This window comes from Bradyrhizobium sp. MI1.10, from assembly GCF_055811035.1.
The window spans coordinates 1-17,228 of sequence record NZ_JBVVPN010000038.1; the positions used below are offsets into that span (position 1 = coordinate 1).

Genomic DNA, 17,228 nt, shown 5'->3' on the forward strand with positions numbered 1-17,228 from the left:
GTTCGCGATCGGATGATGTCGCAACGGACGTGCCTCATCAATCAGATGCGCGCTTTTTGCCTGGAATATGGGATCGCCATTCACCAGGGCGCCGGCAAGTTCAAGGCTGATCTGCCGAGGGTTTTGGCCGATCAGTCGAATGATCTAACCTCGGCGATGCGTCGCATTCTTGCATCTACATTTGACGAGATGCGGCAGCTGGAGCTGCGGATTGCCGAGGTCAACCGCGAGATTGAGGCAATTGCCTCTCAAAGCGATACCGCACGTCGATTGATGACCATCCGGGGCATTGGTCCGCTGGCCGCGACGGCGCTTTTGGCAGCAGCTGGATCTGCCCGCCAGTTCAAAAAGGCCGCGATATGGCAGCTTGGCTAGGTCTTGTCCCGAGAGAATATTCTACGGGAGGCAAAACGAAGCTGCTGGGGATAAGCAAGCGCGGCAATCGATATCTGCGCCGGATGATCATCCATGGCGCGCGTTCCTGCGTGACTCATCTTGATCGCTCGCGATACCGCCTTGGCGCGTGGCTTGATGGACTTCAGGCACGCATGCACACTAACAAGGTCACCGTCGCCTTGGCGGCCAAGAGTTGCGCGGATCGCATGGGTGGTGATGACCAAGCCCGGCGCAAGCTATGAACGGCGGGATCCGGCCTTTAGCTGATCCCGTTTGTTCCAGACTGCGAGGTTCGTGAAGGTGATGACGAAACAGTCGATCGGCGCGCCGTAAACCCTGTGCAAAAAAGCGGGCTTCGAGCCCGAACCATTTATCTGAGAACGGCACGCGCGGATCTCATCATGGCCTGGCCGCAACAGCGGCCCACTTGCAAGAGGCCGGATACATTTGTGCAGACTGCATCGTCCTCATTAAACGACCTTGCACGGGCGGGGCGGGTCATACATTCTTTCCCACGAGATCCTTCAGCGCCGCATTGTCCAACATGGCGTCTTGCCAGAAGCCGCTTTAGCTTCGTGTTCTCGTCCTCCAGCGATCGCAGTCGCTTGGCCTCCGAGACGTCCATCCCGCCGAACCGGGCCTTCCATTTGTAGATGCTGGCGTCGCTGACACCATGCTTGTGGCAGAGATCGGCGACCGGAACCCCGGCTTCGTGCTCCTTCAAAATCCCGATGATCTGTTCTTCCGTAAATCGCTTGCGCTTCATGCTCTGGTCCTCGTCTTGGGCCAGAACGAACTTCAAACTGGATTAAGCCCGAGGGGCAAGGTCACCGTCCACGATGGACAGGCAAGCCGCTACAGATTGCTGTGGTTGGCATGGCGGGCACAACGGAGGCGACGACGCGGCCAAGGTCTCACCGTGAGACCTGCGATGTCGGAGTTCCGCCCAGAGGACTAAACCGCTCGCGCGGTAGAACGCCGCAGCTGGCGACACGGCGAAGCAATAGGCGACAGCTCATCGTGACGAGCGGGGCAATTGGTGCGTAGCTGGCGACGATCCGATGATCGAGGACGTGCTGATCTGGAAGTTCGTGGCGGAGCACCAACCATTGCACAAGAGCCAACTCGAATCCTCGATCGCGATTGTGTGCAACGTCGCGCTAGTTGGCCCCTGTCCAGGCATCTCGACGTAAGCAGACTTACAAATGCGGTGATGCTCTTGACGAGCAGCTCGAAAGAGTTTCGGCTCTGATAGCTCCGGGGGCTTTCCAGCCGCCAGAGATCAGTTTGCCTCATGCCCCTCAAATATCGAGGAGCTCACGTTTAGATTGTGTGGTGTGGTATTTTTGCTATAGCCAAGCCATTGAAAGTACAGGTGCCGCCAAACATTAAATCCCCATAGGCGATCGTCCTGATCGTCTGAAGGTTGTTTGACGCGACTAGCTCGATCACGCGGCATCGTCCTACGTCCCCCCAGCGCGGTTTCCTCCTTTGGAGGCTTTCGGACGCCGGCCCCCGTGTGCGCGGCAACACCGTCATGGGGCCGGCATCCGAAACCCTTCACAGAAGCGGACATTCGGGCTGGCCTTCAGCAAGTCCGCTTTGTGCACAACACAAGGCGACATGCCAATGGGCAGGGAATGCTCCGATGAGCGGCAGTGGTGACATGGTAGACACGATCGAACCCGCAGGGCATTACCAGCGGCACTTGCTCGCCATGCAGGCTCACCGTCGATCAGGCGAAGGGGCGACCCGGTTGGCTTCGCCGGCAGCGGATGCCAAAAACTCATTTAGCAGGTGTCGCTTGATGCTGATCGGTTCACGCTCGCCTTGGGAAGCGAGCAAGAGAACGCGCTCGGCAACTTCCAGAGCAGATCGCTGTTGCTGACGAGTGAATGACGGACTGGAAAGAACCTCGTCTAGAACGTCGCGGAGCAAATGTACCGTTGCCGTGTCGTATGCCATGCGCCAATACCCCCTCTGTCGAAACAATATGCGCCGTAGCGGTGGCGCAAGGGAAAGGAAGTGAAGCGTCGCCGGGCTCGAAATAAGCGTCCCGGCAGCGCTTATTCTCTAACTGAGCGCTGAAATCCCAGTTGTCCTGAATTATGCAATGGTCATGCCACAAGTTTGTGACGCCGGTTCGCGCGAGGGCTCCCATACTGCAGTCCAACGGTCGACCAGAGCCCCCGCTCGCGATTTAATGCACGTTGGCGGGCGTTTGGTTCCCCGCAATTCTTATTAGAAATAAGGATTGCAACGAAACATCTGAGCCGGGTGTTGCGGCTTGGCTACATCAACCTGCAGGCGAACGGGATAGCATTGATTCCCTAGGTGGGCTTCGTGCCTTTTTTGAACTTCTTCTGGGGAGATTTCTCGTAATGAAAAAGCTTCTGATTGTCGCAGCCGGGATGATGGCCGTAGCTCTATCCGCCCCTGCGTCGGCGGCTGATTTGGCGGCTCGCCCATACACTAAGGCGCCGCCGCCGGTGGTCGCTCCGATCTATGACTGGACCGGTTTCTACATCGGCGCCAACGGCGGCTGGGGCCAAACCCACAGCTGTGTGGATTTCGTTACGCTCGCAGGGACAGTCGCAGGCGGTTGCGCGGATCGCTCCGGCGGCCTTGTTGGCGGACAGATCGGGTATCGCTGGCAAACCAATCAGTTTGTGTTCGGACTGGAAGCACAGGGCGATTGGGCTGACATCAAGAACACGCGCGTCAGCCTGATCGATCCGCTGATTTCAACCACAGGGAAAACCGATGGCATTGGCCTCTTCACGGCCCAACTCGGTTGGGCATGGAACGCATCGCTGCTCTACGTGAAGGGCGGCGCGGCCGTCACTCACAATCGCTTTGACGTGTTCAACAACATCACCGGCGTCGGCCTCGCCTCGGCAAGTCACACGCGCTGGGGCGGCGCCCTTGGCGTGGGCTGGGAATATGGTTTCGCACCGAACTGGTCGGTCGGTGTTGAATATGACCATCTCTGGATGGGGCGTGACAACTCCTCCTTCGCAGGCGTGGTCACGCCCGGTGGCGTCACCCTCTTAGGGAACGGCGTCAAGCAGGACGTGGACTTGGTCACGGTGCGCTTTAACTATCGCTTCGGCGGCTTGGGAACAGTTCCTGTCGCCGCGAGATACTGACTTCATCTAGACGCTTTGTCAGGACAGTGGGCCGGGCATTTTGCCCGGCCTTTTGTTTAAAGCCATGTCTGAGAAAGATACAAAGCGCGCATCAGATCCAGACTGAACCGCCGAGAAGTTGCGGAATGCCTCAATGCCGCATTCGAGACTGGCGACATCGCCGACAGGTGTCGTGCGATTGAGGATGCTGTCCGTCTGCACGACATTTCGGAGCTCGCGCGACGTTCTGGGAATCACACGAACAAGCCTTTACCGCGCGTTCGCAGGCGGCAAGGCGCATCCGAATTCAGCACCGTCTTGAGCGTTTTGCACGCGATGGGTTTTCGGTTGCACGTTGACCCTGCGCGTGCACGCTCAGGTGAGGACGACGCATCACAAAGGCTCAAGCGTCGGCCCCACTTCCGCGTCGGGTCAACGAACGAAATCGGAAATCGCGGCCTTGCGGCGGGATGTCTGCTTTGCCCCGGGCGGACATAGTGATCGTGAGTCGAGGTGATAACACGCTGCGCGGACCGTCGCGGCCACCCTCCGCACAGTCGGGTCGTCCGGGTCCCTCTGGGCGTGTCAACCTCCGCAGGGCCGCGCGACCGCGACCTTTGAGGGTATTTGGAGTATTTGGGGTTTCTGATTTCGAACTTCCTTTCGTACCATCTCGCACACAAAGGCTGGTGCGCGATATGGAGCCTACCGGCTGTGGGTGCTCAAGCAGCAGAGCAAGTAGGCCCGACAGGACCATAAACCTTTGTATCGTTCCATCACCCCTTACGTTCAATTGAGCCGCTGATCGCGATCGTCTAGCTAAGGGTATGCGGTAGCTCCCTGCTATCGTTGCCCTCCTTGGGCGTTCCTCCCTAGACTTGGGCCGCTTGTGGCAACGCAGGCGGCCTCCCTTTTTGTATGGCCGTCACGTCCCGCAGCAATTCGCGATCTGTCATGTCGCTGTCCTTCTCCCTGAGAGGGTGGCCCAACCGCCAACGATCACGCCACCAGCGGCGCGACCATGATGGCGATCATCGCGATGTACCCGAAGAACGATACGCTCGGCGAGCGGCTCAGGCTGTATGTCTAGGAGTGCTTCCATGCTGCTTGATGAAGAGATCAAGCTTCACAGGTTCGCCGGTATCTCGCCAGACCAGTCTTTTACCGAGGCTGGCCGCCACTGCGAGGCGGTGGTGGCCGCCGATTACAACATGGTCATCTGATGTTTGGGCGATGATCTCGCCAGCTTCGTCCCCGATGAACTTTATGGGGCCCCGCCTCCAATCGAGAGCGCCGGTCAGCGGCGGCCGCGATGGAGCAATCTATCTAACCTCGTGCGGGCTCCGGGCGTTCCAACCCATAAAGAATCACGGTTTCCGGACGACGTGCGCCACTTCGCGCACCGCTTTTCTGTGCCAACTCGCACAAAATAAACGGGGATACGCGAAGTGAAATGTATTTGTAGCGGGCCGTCGCGCCGTTCCCCGCACAAACCCACGCCCTCAAAAGGACCCCGCCGACCATCATTCGGAGGGGCGCCATCGTCAGAGGGCAGCGCGGGCACGGCAGCGGCATGGCACAAACTGCATAGATCGCCTCGAAGAGACAGATCAGCCATGCCCGAAAGAGCGCCAAAAGACACTTATTCGCCGCGGATTGCGCGATACCCTCTCGACAACGAAAGGGTTCGGTGCCGGGATTCGTGCACATTGTCGCCACGCGGTCGGCCTGGTCGGATTGGATCGAATTGCGGATCGCGGCCGGGTTACTGTCGCCACGCACATCGCCACATCCAGGTCTGCCACCGTGAGCGGCACGATCGCGCTTACCGCGCGAGCAGTTCTTGGCAAGAACGGCGCACCGCGCCGCGAGTCCTGCTCACCCTTGGGATTCGCCGTGCGCCCCTTCAAGGTCCGTGGGACCATCCTCTCGTGACGGCGATCACTGTCCGTTGCGGCGGTGCTTCCTGCTCGAGACATCGAGAACCAGGTTCGCAGTTTGATCAAGGAATGTGGATTTCTGTTCCCTCGCGCGATCGGCCAACAAATTCCGCAACCAGGTCAGCGAACTCTTGGGCGTCGATCATTTGCTTCTCAGCGTGATATCGCCGCTGCTCTCGATCCATGAGAACGTTTGTCAACAACAAGGTAAGTTCGACAACGAGGTCCGCCGGTTGGCAAAGCTGGACGACACGACGCGTCGCCTGATGACGGTCCCGGGGGTCGGTGTCGTGACGACCCTAACGTTCCGCCACACGATCGATGACCCCTCGCGCTTCCGATCGGCTTCGACGGTCGGCGCCTATCTCGGCCTTACGCCGAGGCGCAGCCAATCCGGCGAAACCGACACCAACGGAAAGATATCTCGATGGGGCGACCGGCTTCTCCGAACTTACTTGTTCGAGGCCGCCACTGTTCTTCTTTATCGAACCCAAAAGTGGTGTTCCCTAAAGGCGTGGGGCATGAAGCTCGCCAAGCGGATCGGTATGAAGAAGGCAAAGGTCGCCATCGCCCGAAAGATCGCCGTAATTCTCCACTGCATCTGGGTCGATGGCACGTCGCTGGGGCCAGCCAAAGCCAATCTGATATTTGCTCGCAAGTTCCTGGTCCGGTCCGCCGGACTGGCGATGTCCCGCTGGGACGATGGTCGTGGTGACCTCGGTCAATCGGCTGGTGGCGGTTCGCCCGCACTCCGCTGCAAACGTTGAGGCGCCCCGATCCGGACATCATCATGAGGCGCTCGCGACCTCGGAAAGGACCAAGACCCCAGCTACGACATCAACCCAACCCGACGAAGCCGCGAACGACGTCGATTGCCAAGCCCGCTAGGCAATCGTCTCGCCATCCGCGATCGCTCCGTCTCTGCAACCTGACCAGCTCCGACGGAGCAATCGCTACCGGCGTGTCACTGGAGAGAGGAAGAATGGTAGCTTGACAACAAACCGCAATTAAAGCGCCGATTGACAGATTCACTGCCAACTGCCCGATCTATAACACGCTGAAGCGCGGCGGCCCCGTCGAGATCTCATGGAAAGTGAGCTGCCCCATGCCTGACAAGAAACTGCATCTTGCCGCCTTTGTCTCCGCGGGGCCGGTTTCCGGCAGCCATGCCGGTTGGCGGCATCCGAAGGCGGGTGGCGACCTGCTGTCAGCGGCTTACTACCAGAATATCGGCTGGCTGCTGGAGCAGGGGCGGTTCGATCTTCTGTTCATTGCGGACATACTCGCGACCCCGGACGCGCTGGGCGGCAGCCTGCATAGCCAGCTTCGCTATGGCGCGCTGGGCCCGCTGCGGCTCGACCCGCTGGTGGTGCTCTCGATTATCACGGGTGCAATCAAGCACCTCGTCTCGGCGCGACCATTTGACATCCTACGCCCAACCCTATGTGCTGGCGCGCGCTCGCGACGCTCGATCATCTCAGCGGTGGCCGCGCCGCCTGGAATATCGTCACCTAGTTCCAGGAGGCGGAAGCGCGCAATTTTGATTTGACCGAGCAGCTCTCGCGCGAGGGGCACTACGAACGCCGTCGAATTTCTCGAGGTCGTGAGCAAGCTGTGGAATTCGTGGGAGGATGGTGCGCTGGTCCGGGATCGCCAGACGCCGCTGTTCGCCGACGCTGCGCGGGTGCACCGGATCGATCATTCCGGCAAATGGTTCAATGTGCGCGGCCCGCTCAATGTCAGCCGGCCCCCGCAAGGACGTCCGGTCTTCATCCAAGCCGGCGCTTCGGATCAGCTTTATGACGGCGCCTCGCCTGTATTCGACAAACGAGCCGCATTTTCCTGCAGTTCTTATGCCTCAATCCAGCAAGTGAGATCGTTTCATCGTCCGCGCAAAGCTAATGGCGTCGACGCAGTCATATACTTAAACTTGTCCCGGGGATTGATGATCAGGCGCTTTCTTACTGCATGGCGAAAACTGGTCTCAGACATGGTCCACCTTGCGGAGTAGCGGCCGAAGGAGATTCAGCTAAACACCAGGCAGTGCCATTGTGCAGGGCGCCTGCCGTGCGGTGGCCACTGGACGGCTGCCCGAGTCCTGCATGATTTGGCGAAGATGCTTCGCTTTCCGCGAAATCAAACCGCAATTATTCGGGACTACCGACGGCCAACTATGATTCGACACATCGTATTCTTCACCGCAAAAGATAAGGCATATATCGACAAAAGTCGAAGCCCTCTCCGTTCTCGCCAAAATCCCGTACGCACGCCGGCTTGAAGTCGCTCGCAACTGCAAGAGTGACCGGCTAAACGAAATTGACGTGATCGTCTACGGTGAGTTCGACAACGAAGGCCAGCTCGAACCCTATAAAGCGCACGAGGTTTACCAGCAATCGATCCGGCAGGTAAGCCGCTGCGAGAGCTACGTCTCGCGGGCGACTGCAGCATGTCTGCAGATGCGGAGCCAGTATGTTCGGCAGGCCCTCGCTACGGGCGTGGTTAGCTGACAGGCATATAGGGGTTTTTTGGTGATATAACGCTCGCCCTCGCCGGGCCGACTTACGATCATCCATATATCGCTGAGCGACAGAGTCATGCAGTAGTGGAACTGCAGTGGATTGAGCCCGTCACAGCCGTGCGAGGCCCCTCGCAACGGAGGCACCTCACGTTCCTGGATAGCGCATCGAGCGACGCGGTACTCGGGCAGCATTCGTATGTGACGTGCGATCCCTTCTGGGCTTATATGATTGCGGACGGGAAAGCTATTTTGCAACGGAGAGACCATTGTGGGTGATCCGAGGGTTGGCACTTCGCGCTCTGCTAGTGACAGCGCTCTGGGACAGGGCGATCATGGCTCTTGCCCATCGCAATCAAGCGACATACGGCGTGCAGTTCCATCCGGAGTCGATACTCGCATCGCAAGGGGACGCACTATTCGCAAACTACCTGCGGCTTGCAGAGCTTTCTTAAACGCGGCCGTATAGATCGGTGTCACAAATGCGGGCGGCGAGGCATCGGAGCGTTACGTTCAGGCACCGGTCATTGCCCCATCCGGGTTCACCCAATGCGAAGCCGGCGCGCCATTGTATTCGGCGCGGCGGCTTCGTTGCCCGGCCACGCGCGTGCGTTTGATCTTGATGCGGGCGTCAAGAGAGGGAGCGCTCGAGCTCATCGAGATGCGACGGCAAATCCCTGCTTCTGCGAAGCTAGCACCCTGAGGTATCTTTCGGGCAGGCTAACAATCGCATATCTCAATGACCCACCGAGCCCTGCTCACGGAGGCAGTTGCGCGAGGCGTTCACGCGAAACAATGGCAAGTGTTGAGATCATCAGCAGAGGACCACTCGCGCCCGGTAAGGCTAACAAGTGGATCACATTGCAGAAGGCGATCGCTGGGTTGAGGCTTACCTGTAGCCGCGGAGCTGCCGATGTATCGCGTAAACGGTGCCTTCGCGGCTAGGGGCTGCCACTGTCACAGGCGGCGGCCCCGCCCATGAGCGGACTAGTAAGTACGCCGTACTACTCGGGGCAGGACGGGCGGTCTCGGACAAACCGGTTGGCAAGCGCGAGCACTGCGGCTTCGTCGGTCTCGAGCGCGATCTTCTGAGCAAGCATCACGTCGCCGGCTACCAGCGCTTGTTCGAGAACGAAACACCACCCGATCTTTGGCTGCATTTTTCATCAAGCTCCAAAACTATGGTGCCCGCGCGCAAACGCGCTAGTTGCGACACCGCTACGTCTAAACAAAAACATTTGCCGCGCCGCGAGTCTGGCTAGTCCCGATAAGGCACGAACAGAGCAGCGTCTCATCTGCAGTCGGATCAAATGCCCGTACGGGTCTAAGATCACCCGCCGCCGTCCGGTTGACAGCGATAATCCGCGGCCTGTCAGCTTGTTGAAGCGCGGCTCGGCCTGGCCAGGCCCTTCAGGTCGCTTTGGTCAAAACAATGTCGGTTGTCGCCTGTATGGTCCATCACGATCTGAATAGCTATGGAAGAGAACTCCGCAAGCCCTAACCCTGACGCAGAAGAACCTCGCGGGCACCTAGTGTTCCTAGTCGCGGAGAAATTTGCCGTGTTTTCCGTTGGGCGGCCCGCCTGCAATCGGCGAGGCTCCGGCGTGTCGACTTAGAGTGGGTGCGCCACCGAGCCTGGTCAGCTCACAAGGGGCGTCATGCGGATCGTGACGGGGCGACTTGCTAGCATTGGTGTGGTGATTTCACTCTGCTGTTGGCAGGCGACGGACGAAACAGAACTCGCGGCAGGTCCCGCGGCCTCACTCGGATAGCGCGCTGGTGGGGAGAGGAAGCCCGGGCCAATACTGTCCGTCCTTGGTCGGCCGAGGTCCGAATATCGCCTGACCAACTCTTATGACATCGGCACCTTCCTCGATTGCTATCTCGAAGTCGCTTGTCATCCCCATTGAAAGGAGATCAAGTCGCGTCGATGTTCTATCGCGGAGTGCGTCTCGAAGCCCCCGCAGCAACTTGAAACATTCGCGAACCTTGTCCGCCTCTCCGCTCAGGACGGCGAGAGTCATCAAGCCGCGAGGGACAAGGGCTGGATAGTCGGACAGCCGAAGAACAAAATCCTCTACCTCGTGGGGCGGCAAACCGTATTTGCTCACCTCACCCGAGGTGTTGACTTGGACGAACACGTCGAGATGCCGGCCTTCGGCGCTCAGGCGGGCCTGGAGCGCTTCGGCCAATCTCAAGGTATCCAACGCATGAAACTCGTTCGCGAACTTGACCATCGATTTCACTTTGTTCGTCTGGAGGTGACCGATGACACTCCAGTTCAACGACAGGTCGGCCAAATCGCGGACCTTGCTCTCCGCCTCTTGGACCTTGTTCTCGCCGAACTCGCAAAGGCCGAGTTCGGATGCGATACGGATAATCGCGGCGGGTACGGTCTTGCTGACAGGCAAAACACGAACTTCTGAACGCCTGCGGCGAGCCCGCATACAAGCCCGATTTATGCGCTGCTCAAGCTCATCAAGATTGGCGCGCAATAACGAGCGCGGATCATCCGTGAATCGGACGCTATTCATTTGCGACATCGCGAATTCCTCGCTTCCACGTCCATGGTGTTTGACATGGCAAAGGCCAATGATTTCGGTAGCACATAAAGCAGAGTCGAGTCCGGCTAGTTCGTCAGAACCTCTCCCATCGACGCATAATCGAGGCCGTATCCCCCATAGGGACGATCCTAATCCCAGACAAGGTGCTCCGGATCTCGCGATCCGCCATCGCCCAACTCGCCGCTCTGGCTCAGGGAGGACAGCACGGAAACTTCTGTGCTGCTCGGGAGAGACAACTCACGCCGCTCCATTCACGAGTAAGGTTCATATTCGTTCAAATCGGGGCAGTTCTGGTCTGACGATGAGCGCCTCACCATCAACGATGCAGAAACGTGCGCTTGCCGACAGGAACACCCACTACAATGGCGTCGAGAGCGGCCTTTATCGGTGCAGCCGTCACACGCGGACGGCAATCGAGTATCTATCCGAGAGCCGCACTTTTTTCGGACGCAACATTTTCAGAAGCGGCCAGCCCGAGGGCAAAAAGGTCAGCAGCGCGCCGATCGCCGCTCCATACTGCACCGCATCGGCCTACGCCATCACGCTCGTGCTGCGAATTGTTGGCAGGACCTGGATGCGATCACCGAGTTCCGATAGGTTTCTCCGTGGAAAGCAGTTCGGGGATGTAGGCCGACAAAACGTGACCCGCTAGATCCGCCAAGGATTTGGGCCAGCGCCGGTGTTTGACTTATAGTTCCGCCCTTTAGAGATCGAGCGTGTAGTCAGTCCGCTTTTGCGACGTCACCTGACCCGTGGCGGGCGTGTCCAGGGTCATCGCGATGTCGACTTCGCGCGTCGAGAGTGAATAGAGGCGCGGGAGATAACAAGCTTGGTCTCAATGTGGAGTGGTGGATCCGAAGGCCGCGACTGTCATCTGACTGCTGCGCGCAAGTTGGAGATGGTCGACGGTGCCGAAGATGCTGGGAGCTGAGACGGCTTGCTTCTCGAGCGAACTAGCCGCGAATTCCGCAGAAGCACCGGGCGCGCACGCCATTGACGTTGCCCCCGCGGTTTAATCCATGTTGAACTGGAGTCTGGCCCTTTAGGGAAGGACCAGACGATGAAGCGGAAGCGGTTTACGGAAGAGCAGATTATTGGGGTTTTGAAGGAGCACGAGCTGGGCGGGAAGACCGCCGACCTATGCCGCAAGCACGGGATCAGCGAGGCGACCTTCTACAACTGGAAGAGCAAGTTTGGCGGCATGGACGTCTCCGAAGCCAAGCGGCTGAAGCAGCTTGCGGACGAGAACGGCAAGCTGAAGAAGCTGCTGGCCGATGCCATGCTCGACAACGCAGCCTTGAAGGATCTGCTGTCAAAAAAATGGTGACGCCCGCTGTGAAGCGAGAGGCGGTCGCGCATCTCAGGACGGAACATGAGATGAGCGAGCGGCGGGCGTGTCGGGTGATCGGCTGCCAACGGATGACGGTGCGCTATCGCTCCCGGCGTCTGGATGATCCTGCTTTACGCGAACGGCTGCGCGCCCTGGCCCGAGAACGCCGGCGGTTCGGCTACCGACGGCTTTTGATCTTCCTGGGCCGGGAAGGTTTCGTCGTGAACCACAAGCGGCTTTTCCGCATCTATCGAGAGGAACGTCTGATGGTACGCAAACGGGGCGGTCGCAAAAGGGCTTTGGGCGTACGGGCGCCGATGTCGGTGCCGCAGCTGCCCGACGATCGCTGGTCGCTCGACTTCGTCTCCGACCAACTGGCCAGCGGCCGCAGATTTCGCATCCTGGCGATCTTCGACGATTGCACCCGGGAATGCCTCGCCGCCGTAGCCGACCTCTCGCTGTCCGGCCGCCGGGTGGCGCGCGAACTCGATCTTCTGATCGCCAGACGCGGCAGGCCCAGGACGATCCTGAGCGACAATGGGACCGAACTGACCAGCAACGCGATCCTGGGTTGGGCCGAGCAAACCCGCGTGGGATGGCACTACATCGCACCGGGCAAGCCCATGCAGAATGCCTTCGTCGAGAGCTTTAATGGGCGTCTGCGGGATGAGTTTTTGAATGAGACGCTGTTCACGTCCCTGCCACAGGCGCGCCTCGCGCTCGAAGACTGGCGACGCGACTACAACAATATTCGGCCGCACTCGGGCATCGGCTGGCTGGCGCCAGCCGATTATGCGGCCCAATTCTCACCGCAACGGGACCAAGGCGCTGCGCTCGATGGGGGCTCCGCGCCTTGGCCCGTTGCTCAGACTGTGCATGATGCCAACCGTCAGACTCTAAGTCCCACTGGATAAACAATGGGGGCAACGTCACCATTTACTACGGTAGCCTTTGGCGACGCCGGGCTCAATCGGACCGGCCCACGTCCACACTGAGTCCGTTCAGGGACAAAACGGCGATGAGTCCGGCGCTGAGCGGCTTGAACTTTGCGCACCCAGCCCTTCATCGCTAAATCCATGTCCGACCCACATCCAGATGCTAAGGTTTGCGCTGCGTCGGCGGAACAAGGGTCGCGGAGTGCCCGATACGCTCAAATTCCGGAGGCGCAACACCCGATTGTTGCGATTGATTGAGCAAGAGATTCCTGCGCTTGTTGCCTGAGTGGACTGACCAGGCCACTGATTGAGAGTTATCTGCGCACTGAGCATTATCAATTACTTGCTGGTCGCAGGCCGTGTTTTTTCAGGCGGTAAATGGAGATTCGTCGCACGTTCACGATACTTCATTGAGCTGCGTATCGTGGGAGTGGCTGAAGCTAAAGAGCATAGCGTCGGGTGGGCATGGGCGACCTCAGCCCGCTGGCCGGGGCAAGCCGAGCGAATCGCGCAAGGTCGAGCCGTCGTACTCAGTGCGGAACAGCCCTCGATGTTGCAGCTCCGGCACGAGGCCGTGGACCAGCTCCTCCAAGCCGCCTGGAAGATATGGGACCTGCAACATGAAGCCGTCGCAAGCACCCGCCTCGAACCACTCCTGCATGCGATCAGCCACCGTGCTGGGAGTGCTGGCGAAGCCGCTGGTGGTTCTCCCCGCGCCGTAGCGCTGTCCTAGCTCAGCAAGGCTCAAGCCTGAGCGCCGCGTCAGTTCGGAGGCCTCGCGATAGTGCCCTTCGACGCCGGGAACGTCGAGATTCTCAGGCAACGCCGAGATGATAGGACAAAGTCGAGAGACCGGACTGCGGATGCGACAATTCGTGGAGCTGGTCGTTTAGCGCCTTGGCCTGCTTCTCCGTGTCGCCAATGACCGGGACGATGCCGGGCAACACCTTGACTGTATCAGGGTCGCGGCCGAAACGGACCGCCCGGGCGCGCAAGTCGTTGCGAAATTCGACGGCGACATCGATGAGGCCCGGCGTCACGAAGATGATCTGGGCCCATCGCGCAGCGAAATCGCGGCCACGAGGGGAAAGAGCGCCGCCAACCCCTGAAGCGTTGATGTCGAGGCATGACTTCAACTCTTAAAGTGCTAGCCGGCTGATCACCGCAGAGAGATCGCTCGTGAAACTACACTCAACTTGCGTGGCGATGGTCCACCCCTGCCGCCGAGTTCGTTTTACAAGTTCGCGATCGTCGTAGCGTAGCGCATCGAGCCCGCAACGCTATCTCGCCCACAGCGTCAGATCTCACTGTCAGGGCGAGGAATTGTGCCCGTTCCCCAAGACGCGTCCGGCCGAACCGCTCGAGCCCGGGCGGGATTAATGCTCACCTAGCACTCCGCGGTAAACCCAACCGGTGTGTTCTGGGAGGCTATTGTCTGGATAACGGCACCGGAGCTGCGATGTCTCTCGACGGTCGCGATCGAGATGCGCACTCGCTGCACGCGGCCAAGCGATTTCAGCTCGGTCGGGAACATGCAAATTGGCCTGATCTACTGCACCGGCAAGCGCTGACGTGATGGGTCCCGCGCGCTTCTTGGCCAATAGATTTTCATCGTGCGGATAGCTTCCAAACGATGCGGACGTGCCCGCCTGGAATGGTCGGTCGGAAAATATGCATGTCTCTGACGCGCAGTTTGCTCTCCTCGATCAGGTTCATGACATGCCCAACGTCTCCTTGATCGGAGAAAATCACATACATCGCGCCCTTCGGACTTAACCAGACGTGCGCCCCTCCGACCGCGGCGGCCATGACCTTGTGATCTTCATCGAAACACGAACGCTCCAGATCGTCATTGGCCTTGCGGTTCCAATAGGGGGCGGCAAAGATAATGGTATCAAATTGTGCTCCAGGTTGTAGCGCAGCATAGGTGTCACTCTCGAGGGCTTCTGCTCGATTCCCATAGCCTAATCGCTCAATGTTTATCTTCGTCGAGAGAACCGCCTGCGGATTTATGTCGAGAGCGACTAGACGTCTTGCCCCGGCACGGAGTGCTGCAAGGCCCAGCACACCGGATCCGCACCCAAGATCGAGTACCGCCGCGCCGGGCTCGATGTGCCATTTCGAGATCAGTGCGTCCGGTGCGTGACTTAGGCGCGGTGACAAAACCCCGGGCAGGATGTGCAAAGACATGCCGCCGACTTCGACATCGTGCGGATCATTGTTCAAACGCAGTTCGGCCAACATTGCATCGACGTCTGTTGTTTGGCTGCGTACGGATGCGCCGAGTTGGGTGATCACTTCAACCTCCATGAGTGCTTAGCGCGCGGCGGCAGTAGTCCAGGGCAGCAACACGGTGGGGCCAGACGCGTGCGAAACCGGCAAGCCGTTCAACGTTAAGCTCGATGATCGGGCTGAGAAGGTTGATCCGCTCGGGCGCGGTGTTGTACCTCTCGGATATGGCCCAAGGAAGATATCGCTCATCTGGCCGCGCCCACTCGCTTGGTGTCGTAGCCCTCAATAGCAACGTCCATGCCAAGCGTTGGCCGGATTAATTTCGAGCGGGGTCTAGACATGCGGCCGCACGGCGGCTGAAATTGAAGGCTGCAAACTCCTTGACGTGAATCATCGTGCCTCACGCGACAGAAGAGCGCAGTTTACGGGCTGTTCCAACCATACAATCGAGCGCACAAGTCCGCGGCCCCCGGGACGCTGATCACAAGCGCCCTACCGTGAGCTCGCCACACGGTCCGGCTGTCTGCTTAGCCTTCAGAAGGCCCCGAGCACTCGATCGGCATCATCTTCCGTAACATCGTCGTGCCGCTGATGTCTGGACGGCGACGATCAGGCGAGAGACGCGTTCTCATCCTGGTTGTCGCGCCATAAATGTACGCTTGAGAACAAAATGTCGGAATAGGACAAGGGCTGAGCCGTACGTGTGTTTGAAATGCGGAGCGCACCATATTGCGCGAGCGGCACGGCAATTCCCGGATAAGCAACAGGAGCTGCCGCGCCGCCGCCGGGGAGCGGCGCCATTCCTGAGCCCGCTTCGTTCCGAAAACTCGCAATTGGCTAGCCTCGGACGACGCTCCCGGTTGGTCATCGCCTTATTGCTCCTGTGGGAGGCGGCTCCAAGGCTGGGGCTCCGATCGGTTGCCGCGGATCGTCACGGCCGCCGGCTTGGTTGCCGATCGGGCTGCCCGAACTGGCATGGAATGGGCGACACATCTGATGCGAATCCGAGCAATCCCGCCCCGGGCACTGCAGGCGAGCAGGCGCTCGTCGAACGTCAACGAGGTTCCATGGTCGCGCTCTCCGCTCTGATGAGCATGTCCATCGGACCGGTCGGAATGGTCCCGCTAGGTGGCGTGCGAATTGAAGCATCGGTTAGATCGAGTAGATCGATGCTGCCCGCATTGTGCAACGTCGCGCAATGCGAATTCATTTTGTTTTGTCTCACTGCAGGGCGTCACGATGTGATGCGGCTTGTGCGTTCGGCAATCAATCGGTCGTCGAGGCCGGCAATTGGTGCGAGGATCGAACCGGATGCGGCGAACGTGCCGGTGCCGCTGTCCAGTCAATCGACCAATCGCTGGAGGAGCAGACCGGCTCGGACCTCGGCTCGGCGGCAACTGAAATCGGTGGCCCGGAAATTGCCTAAGTAAGAGCAGTGCCTCTCCCGGCGTCGCCTGCGCGAGGGACTACCAGATGTCCCGAATGGAGTGGAATCGAGGAGGGTTGGCCATGCTGATGCTCATGGGCCGCTCGGACACCGCAACGAACGAAGCCGTGCATTTTGCCCATTCCATGCTGGAGGGCTCGGCGACGGCGTTTTACGAAGTCGACGAGGGCTACAACCTCCGGCGCTTTCTCCTGTCGCGCATTCCGGAGCCGTTTCATCTACAGTATCTCGACGGCATGAGTGCCTTCGACCCGCAGCATCCGAGTCATGCGGGTCACCTTGCGGTGGCGCGCCTGAGTAAGACGATGGCCGGCCAGCAAGCAGGCGAGACAGCACTCTACCGCTCGTTCATCCGCCGATGCGGCATCGTCGACATGCTCGATTTCTTCTTTCGGTGCGACGACCAGATTGTCGCCGGGATCAGCGTCGTATGGGACAGGGAGGCCAGGATCCCGGAGGGCGCCGTGACCATCGCCGGGAAGATGCACCAGTACCTCCAGTTCAACCTGGTCGGCCGCGCCGCCGCGTCCGAGGACGGGCAGCGCTACGCGCTGACCAGCCGCGAGATGGATGTGGTGCGGCTGTTGTGCTGCGGCCGCACCAATCGCGAGATCGGCGAGTGCCTTAAGATCGGCCAGGCGACCGTGAAGACGCACCTCATCCACATCTTTCAAAAGCTCGGCGTGGAGACGCGCTCCGCGGTGGTGGCGCTGATGGCGCGGCCGAATTAGCGGCCACGCC

General features: G+C 59.5%; 14 protein-coding genes and 4 pseudogenes. 11 read left to right on the top strand and 7 right to left on the bottom strand.

Features of this window, described 5'->3' with window-relative positions; translation table 11 throughout:
• Positions 1-663 (top strand): annotated as a pseudogene (locus AC0L3K_RS30715) (IS110 family RNA-guided transposase); the annotation flags it as partial.
• 234 nt (positions 664-897) lie between these two features.
• On the opposite strand, the pseudogene AC0L3K_RS30720 reads toward AC0L3K_RS30715, so the two are convergent.
• Together AC0L3K_RS30720 and AC0L3K_RS30725 are read right to left on the bottom strand one after the other, a co-directional pair.
• Positions 898-1,162, bottom strand: a pseudogene (locus AC0L3K_RS30720) (transposase); the annotation flags it as partial.
• 959 nt (positions 1,163-2,121) lie between these two features.
• Entirely contained in the window at positions 2,122-2,361 is a 240-nt protein-coding gene (locus AC0L3K_RS30725) for a hypothetical protein (RefSeq protein ID WP_473367449.1), read from the bottom strand.
• Positions 2,362-2,777: 416 nt separating this feature from the next.
• On the opposite strand from AC0L3K_RS30725, the gene AC0L3K_RS30730 reads away from it, so the two are divergent.
• From AC0L3K_RS30730 to AC0L3K_RS30760, 7 genes and pseudogenes are all read left to right on the top strand, one after another.
• Positions 2,778-3,545 carry an outer membrane protein gene (locus AC0L3K_RS30730; RefSeq protein ID WP_219685555.1) on the top strand — a complete coding sequence of 256 codons (768 nt, stop codon included), beginning with the start codon at positions 2,778-2,780 and terminating at the stop codon, positions 3,543-3,545.
• Between the two features lie 1,079 nt (positions 3,546-4,624).
• Positions 4,625-4,747 carry a hypothetical protein gene (locus AC0L3K_RS30735; RefSeq protein WP_473367450.1) on the top strand — a complete coding sequence of 41 codons (123 nt, stop codon included), beginning with the start codon at positions 4,625-4,627 and terminating at the stop codon, positions 4,745-4,747.
• 974 nt (positions 4,748-5,721) lie between these two features.
• Positions 5,722-6,109, top strand: a pseudogene (locus AC0L3K_RS30740) (transposase); the annotation flags it as partial.
• Between the two features lie 460 nt (positions 6,110-6,569).
• Complete coding sequence (locus AC0L3K_RS30745; RefSeq protein ID WP_473266892.1) at positions 6,570-7,013, top strand: hypothetical protein; 444 nt, start codon at positions 6,570-6,572, stop codon at positions 7,011-7,013.
• Between the two features lie 54 nt (positions 7,014-7,067).
• A complete protein-coding gene (locus tag AC0L3K_RS30750) occupies positions 7,068-7,475 on the top strand; it encodes a hypothetical protein (protein ID WP_473367451.1) in 408 nt (135 codons plus the stop codon).
• A gap of 244 nt (positions 7,476-7,719) precedes the next feature.
• A complete protein-coding gene (locus AC0L3K_RS30755) occupies positions 7,720-7,971 on the top strand; it encodes a Dabb family protein (RefSeq protein ID WP_259219370.1) in 252 nt (83 codons plus the stop codon).
• 343 nt (positions 7,972-8,314) lie between these two features.
• On the top strand, positions 8,315-8,434 hold the full coding sequence (locus AC0L3K_RS30760; RefSeq protein WP_310473295.1) for a glutamine amidotransferase-related protein: 120 nt from the start codon (positions 8,315-8,317) through the stop codon (positions 8,432-8,434).
• A gap of 549 nt (positions 8,435-8,983) precedes the next feature.
• Here AC0L3K_RS30760 and AC0L3K_RS30765 read toward each other — a convergent pair.
• Positions 8,984-9,139 (bottom strand): hypothetical protein, encoded by a 156-nt coding sequence (locus AC0L3K_RS30765; RefSeq protein WP_259219376.1) that lies wholly within the window; start codon positions 9,137-9,139, stop codon positions 8,984-8,986.
• A gap of 600 nt (positions 9,140-9,739) precedes the next feature.
• Complete coding sequence (locus tag AC0L3K_RS30770; protein WP_473266895.1) at positions 9,740-10,522, bottom strand: YggS family pyridoxal phosphate-dependent enzyme; 783 nt, start codon at positions 10,520-10,522, stop codon at positions 9,740-9,742.
• Positions 10,523-11,603: 1,081 nt separating this feature from the next.
• On the opposite strand from AC0L3K_RS30770, the pseudogene AC0L3K_RS30775 reads away from it, so the two are divergent.
• Positions 11,604-11,756 (top strand): annotated as a pseudogene (locus AC0L3K_RS30775) (transposase); the annotation flags it as partial.
• Positions 11,684-12,787: an IS3 family transposase gene (locus tag AC0L3K_RS30780; protein WP_473367452.1), complete on the top strand. Its 1,104-nt coding sequence runs from the start codon at positions 11,684-11,686 to the stop codon at positions 12,785-12,787. The pseudogene AC0L3K_RS30775 and the gene AC0L3K_RS30780, both read left to right, overlap by 73 nt.
• Before the next feature lie 496 nt (positions 12,788-13,283).
• On the opposite strand, the gene AC0L3K_RS30785 is transcribed toward AC0L3K_RS30780, so the two are convergent.
• The 3 genes from AC0L3K_RS30785 to AC0L3K_RS30795 all read right to left on the bottom strand — a co-directional run bounded on the left by AC0L3K_RS30785 (position 13,284) and on the right by AC0L3K_RS30795 (position 15,106).
• The gene (locus tag AC0L3K_RS30785) at positions 13,284-13,631 is read right to left on the bottom strand and encodes an LLM class oxidoreductase (protein ID WP_259219218.1); all 348 of its coding nucleotides are present in this window, start codon (positions 13,629-13,631) and stop codon (positions 13,284-13,286) included.
• Complete coding sequence (locus tag AC0L3K_RS30790; protein ID WP_473367453.1) at positions 13,624-13,944, bottom strand: LLM class flavin-dependent oxidoreductase; 321 nt, start codon at positions 13,942-13,944, stop codon at positions 13,624-13,626. Before AC0L3K_RS30790 ends, AC0L3K_RS30785 begins: the two co-directional genes overlap by 8 nt.
• 472 nt (positions 13,945-14,416) lie before the next feature.
• Entirely contained in the window at positions 14,417-15,106 is a 690-nt protein-coding gene (locus AC0L3K_RS30795) for a methyltransferase (RefSeq protein ID WP_473367454.1), read from the bottom strand.
• 1,443 nt (positions 15,107-16,549) lie between these two features.
• Between AC0L3K_RS30795 and AC0L3K_RS30800 the strand changes: the two genes are divergently transcribed.
• A complete protein-coding gene (locus AC0L3K_RS30800; protein WP_473367495.1) occupies positions 16,550-17,218 on the top strand; it encodes a helix-turn-helix transcriptional regulator in 669 nt (222 codons plus the stop codon).
• Positions 17,219-17,228: the final 10 nt, after the last annotated feature.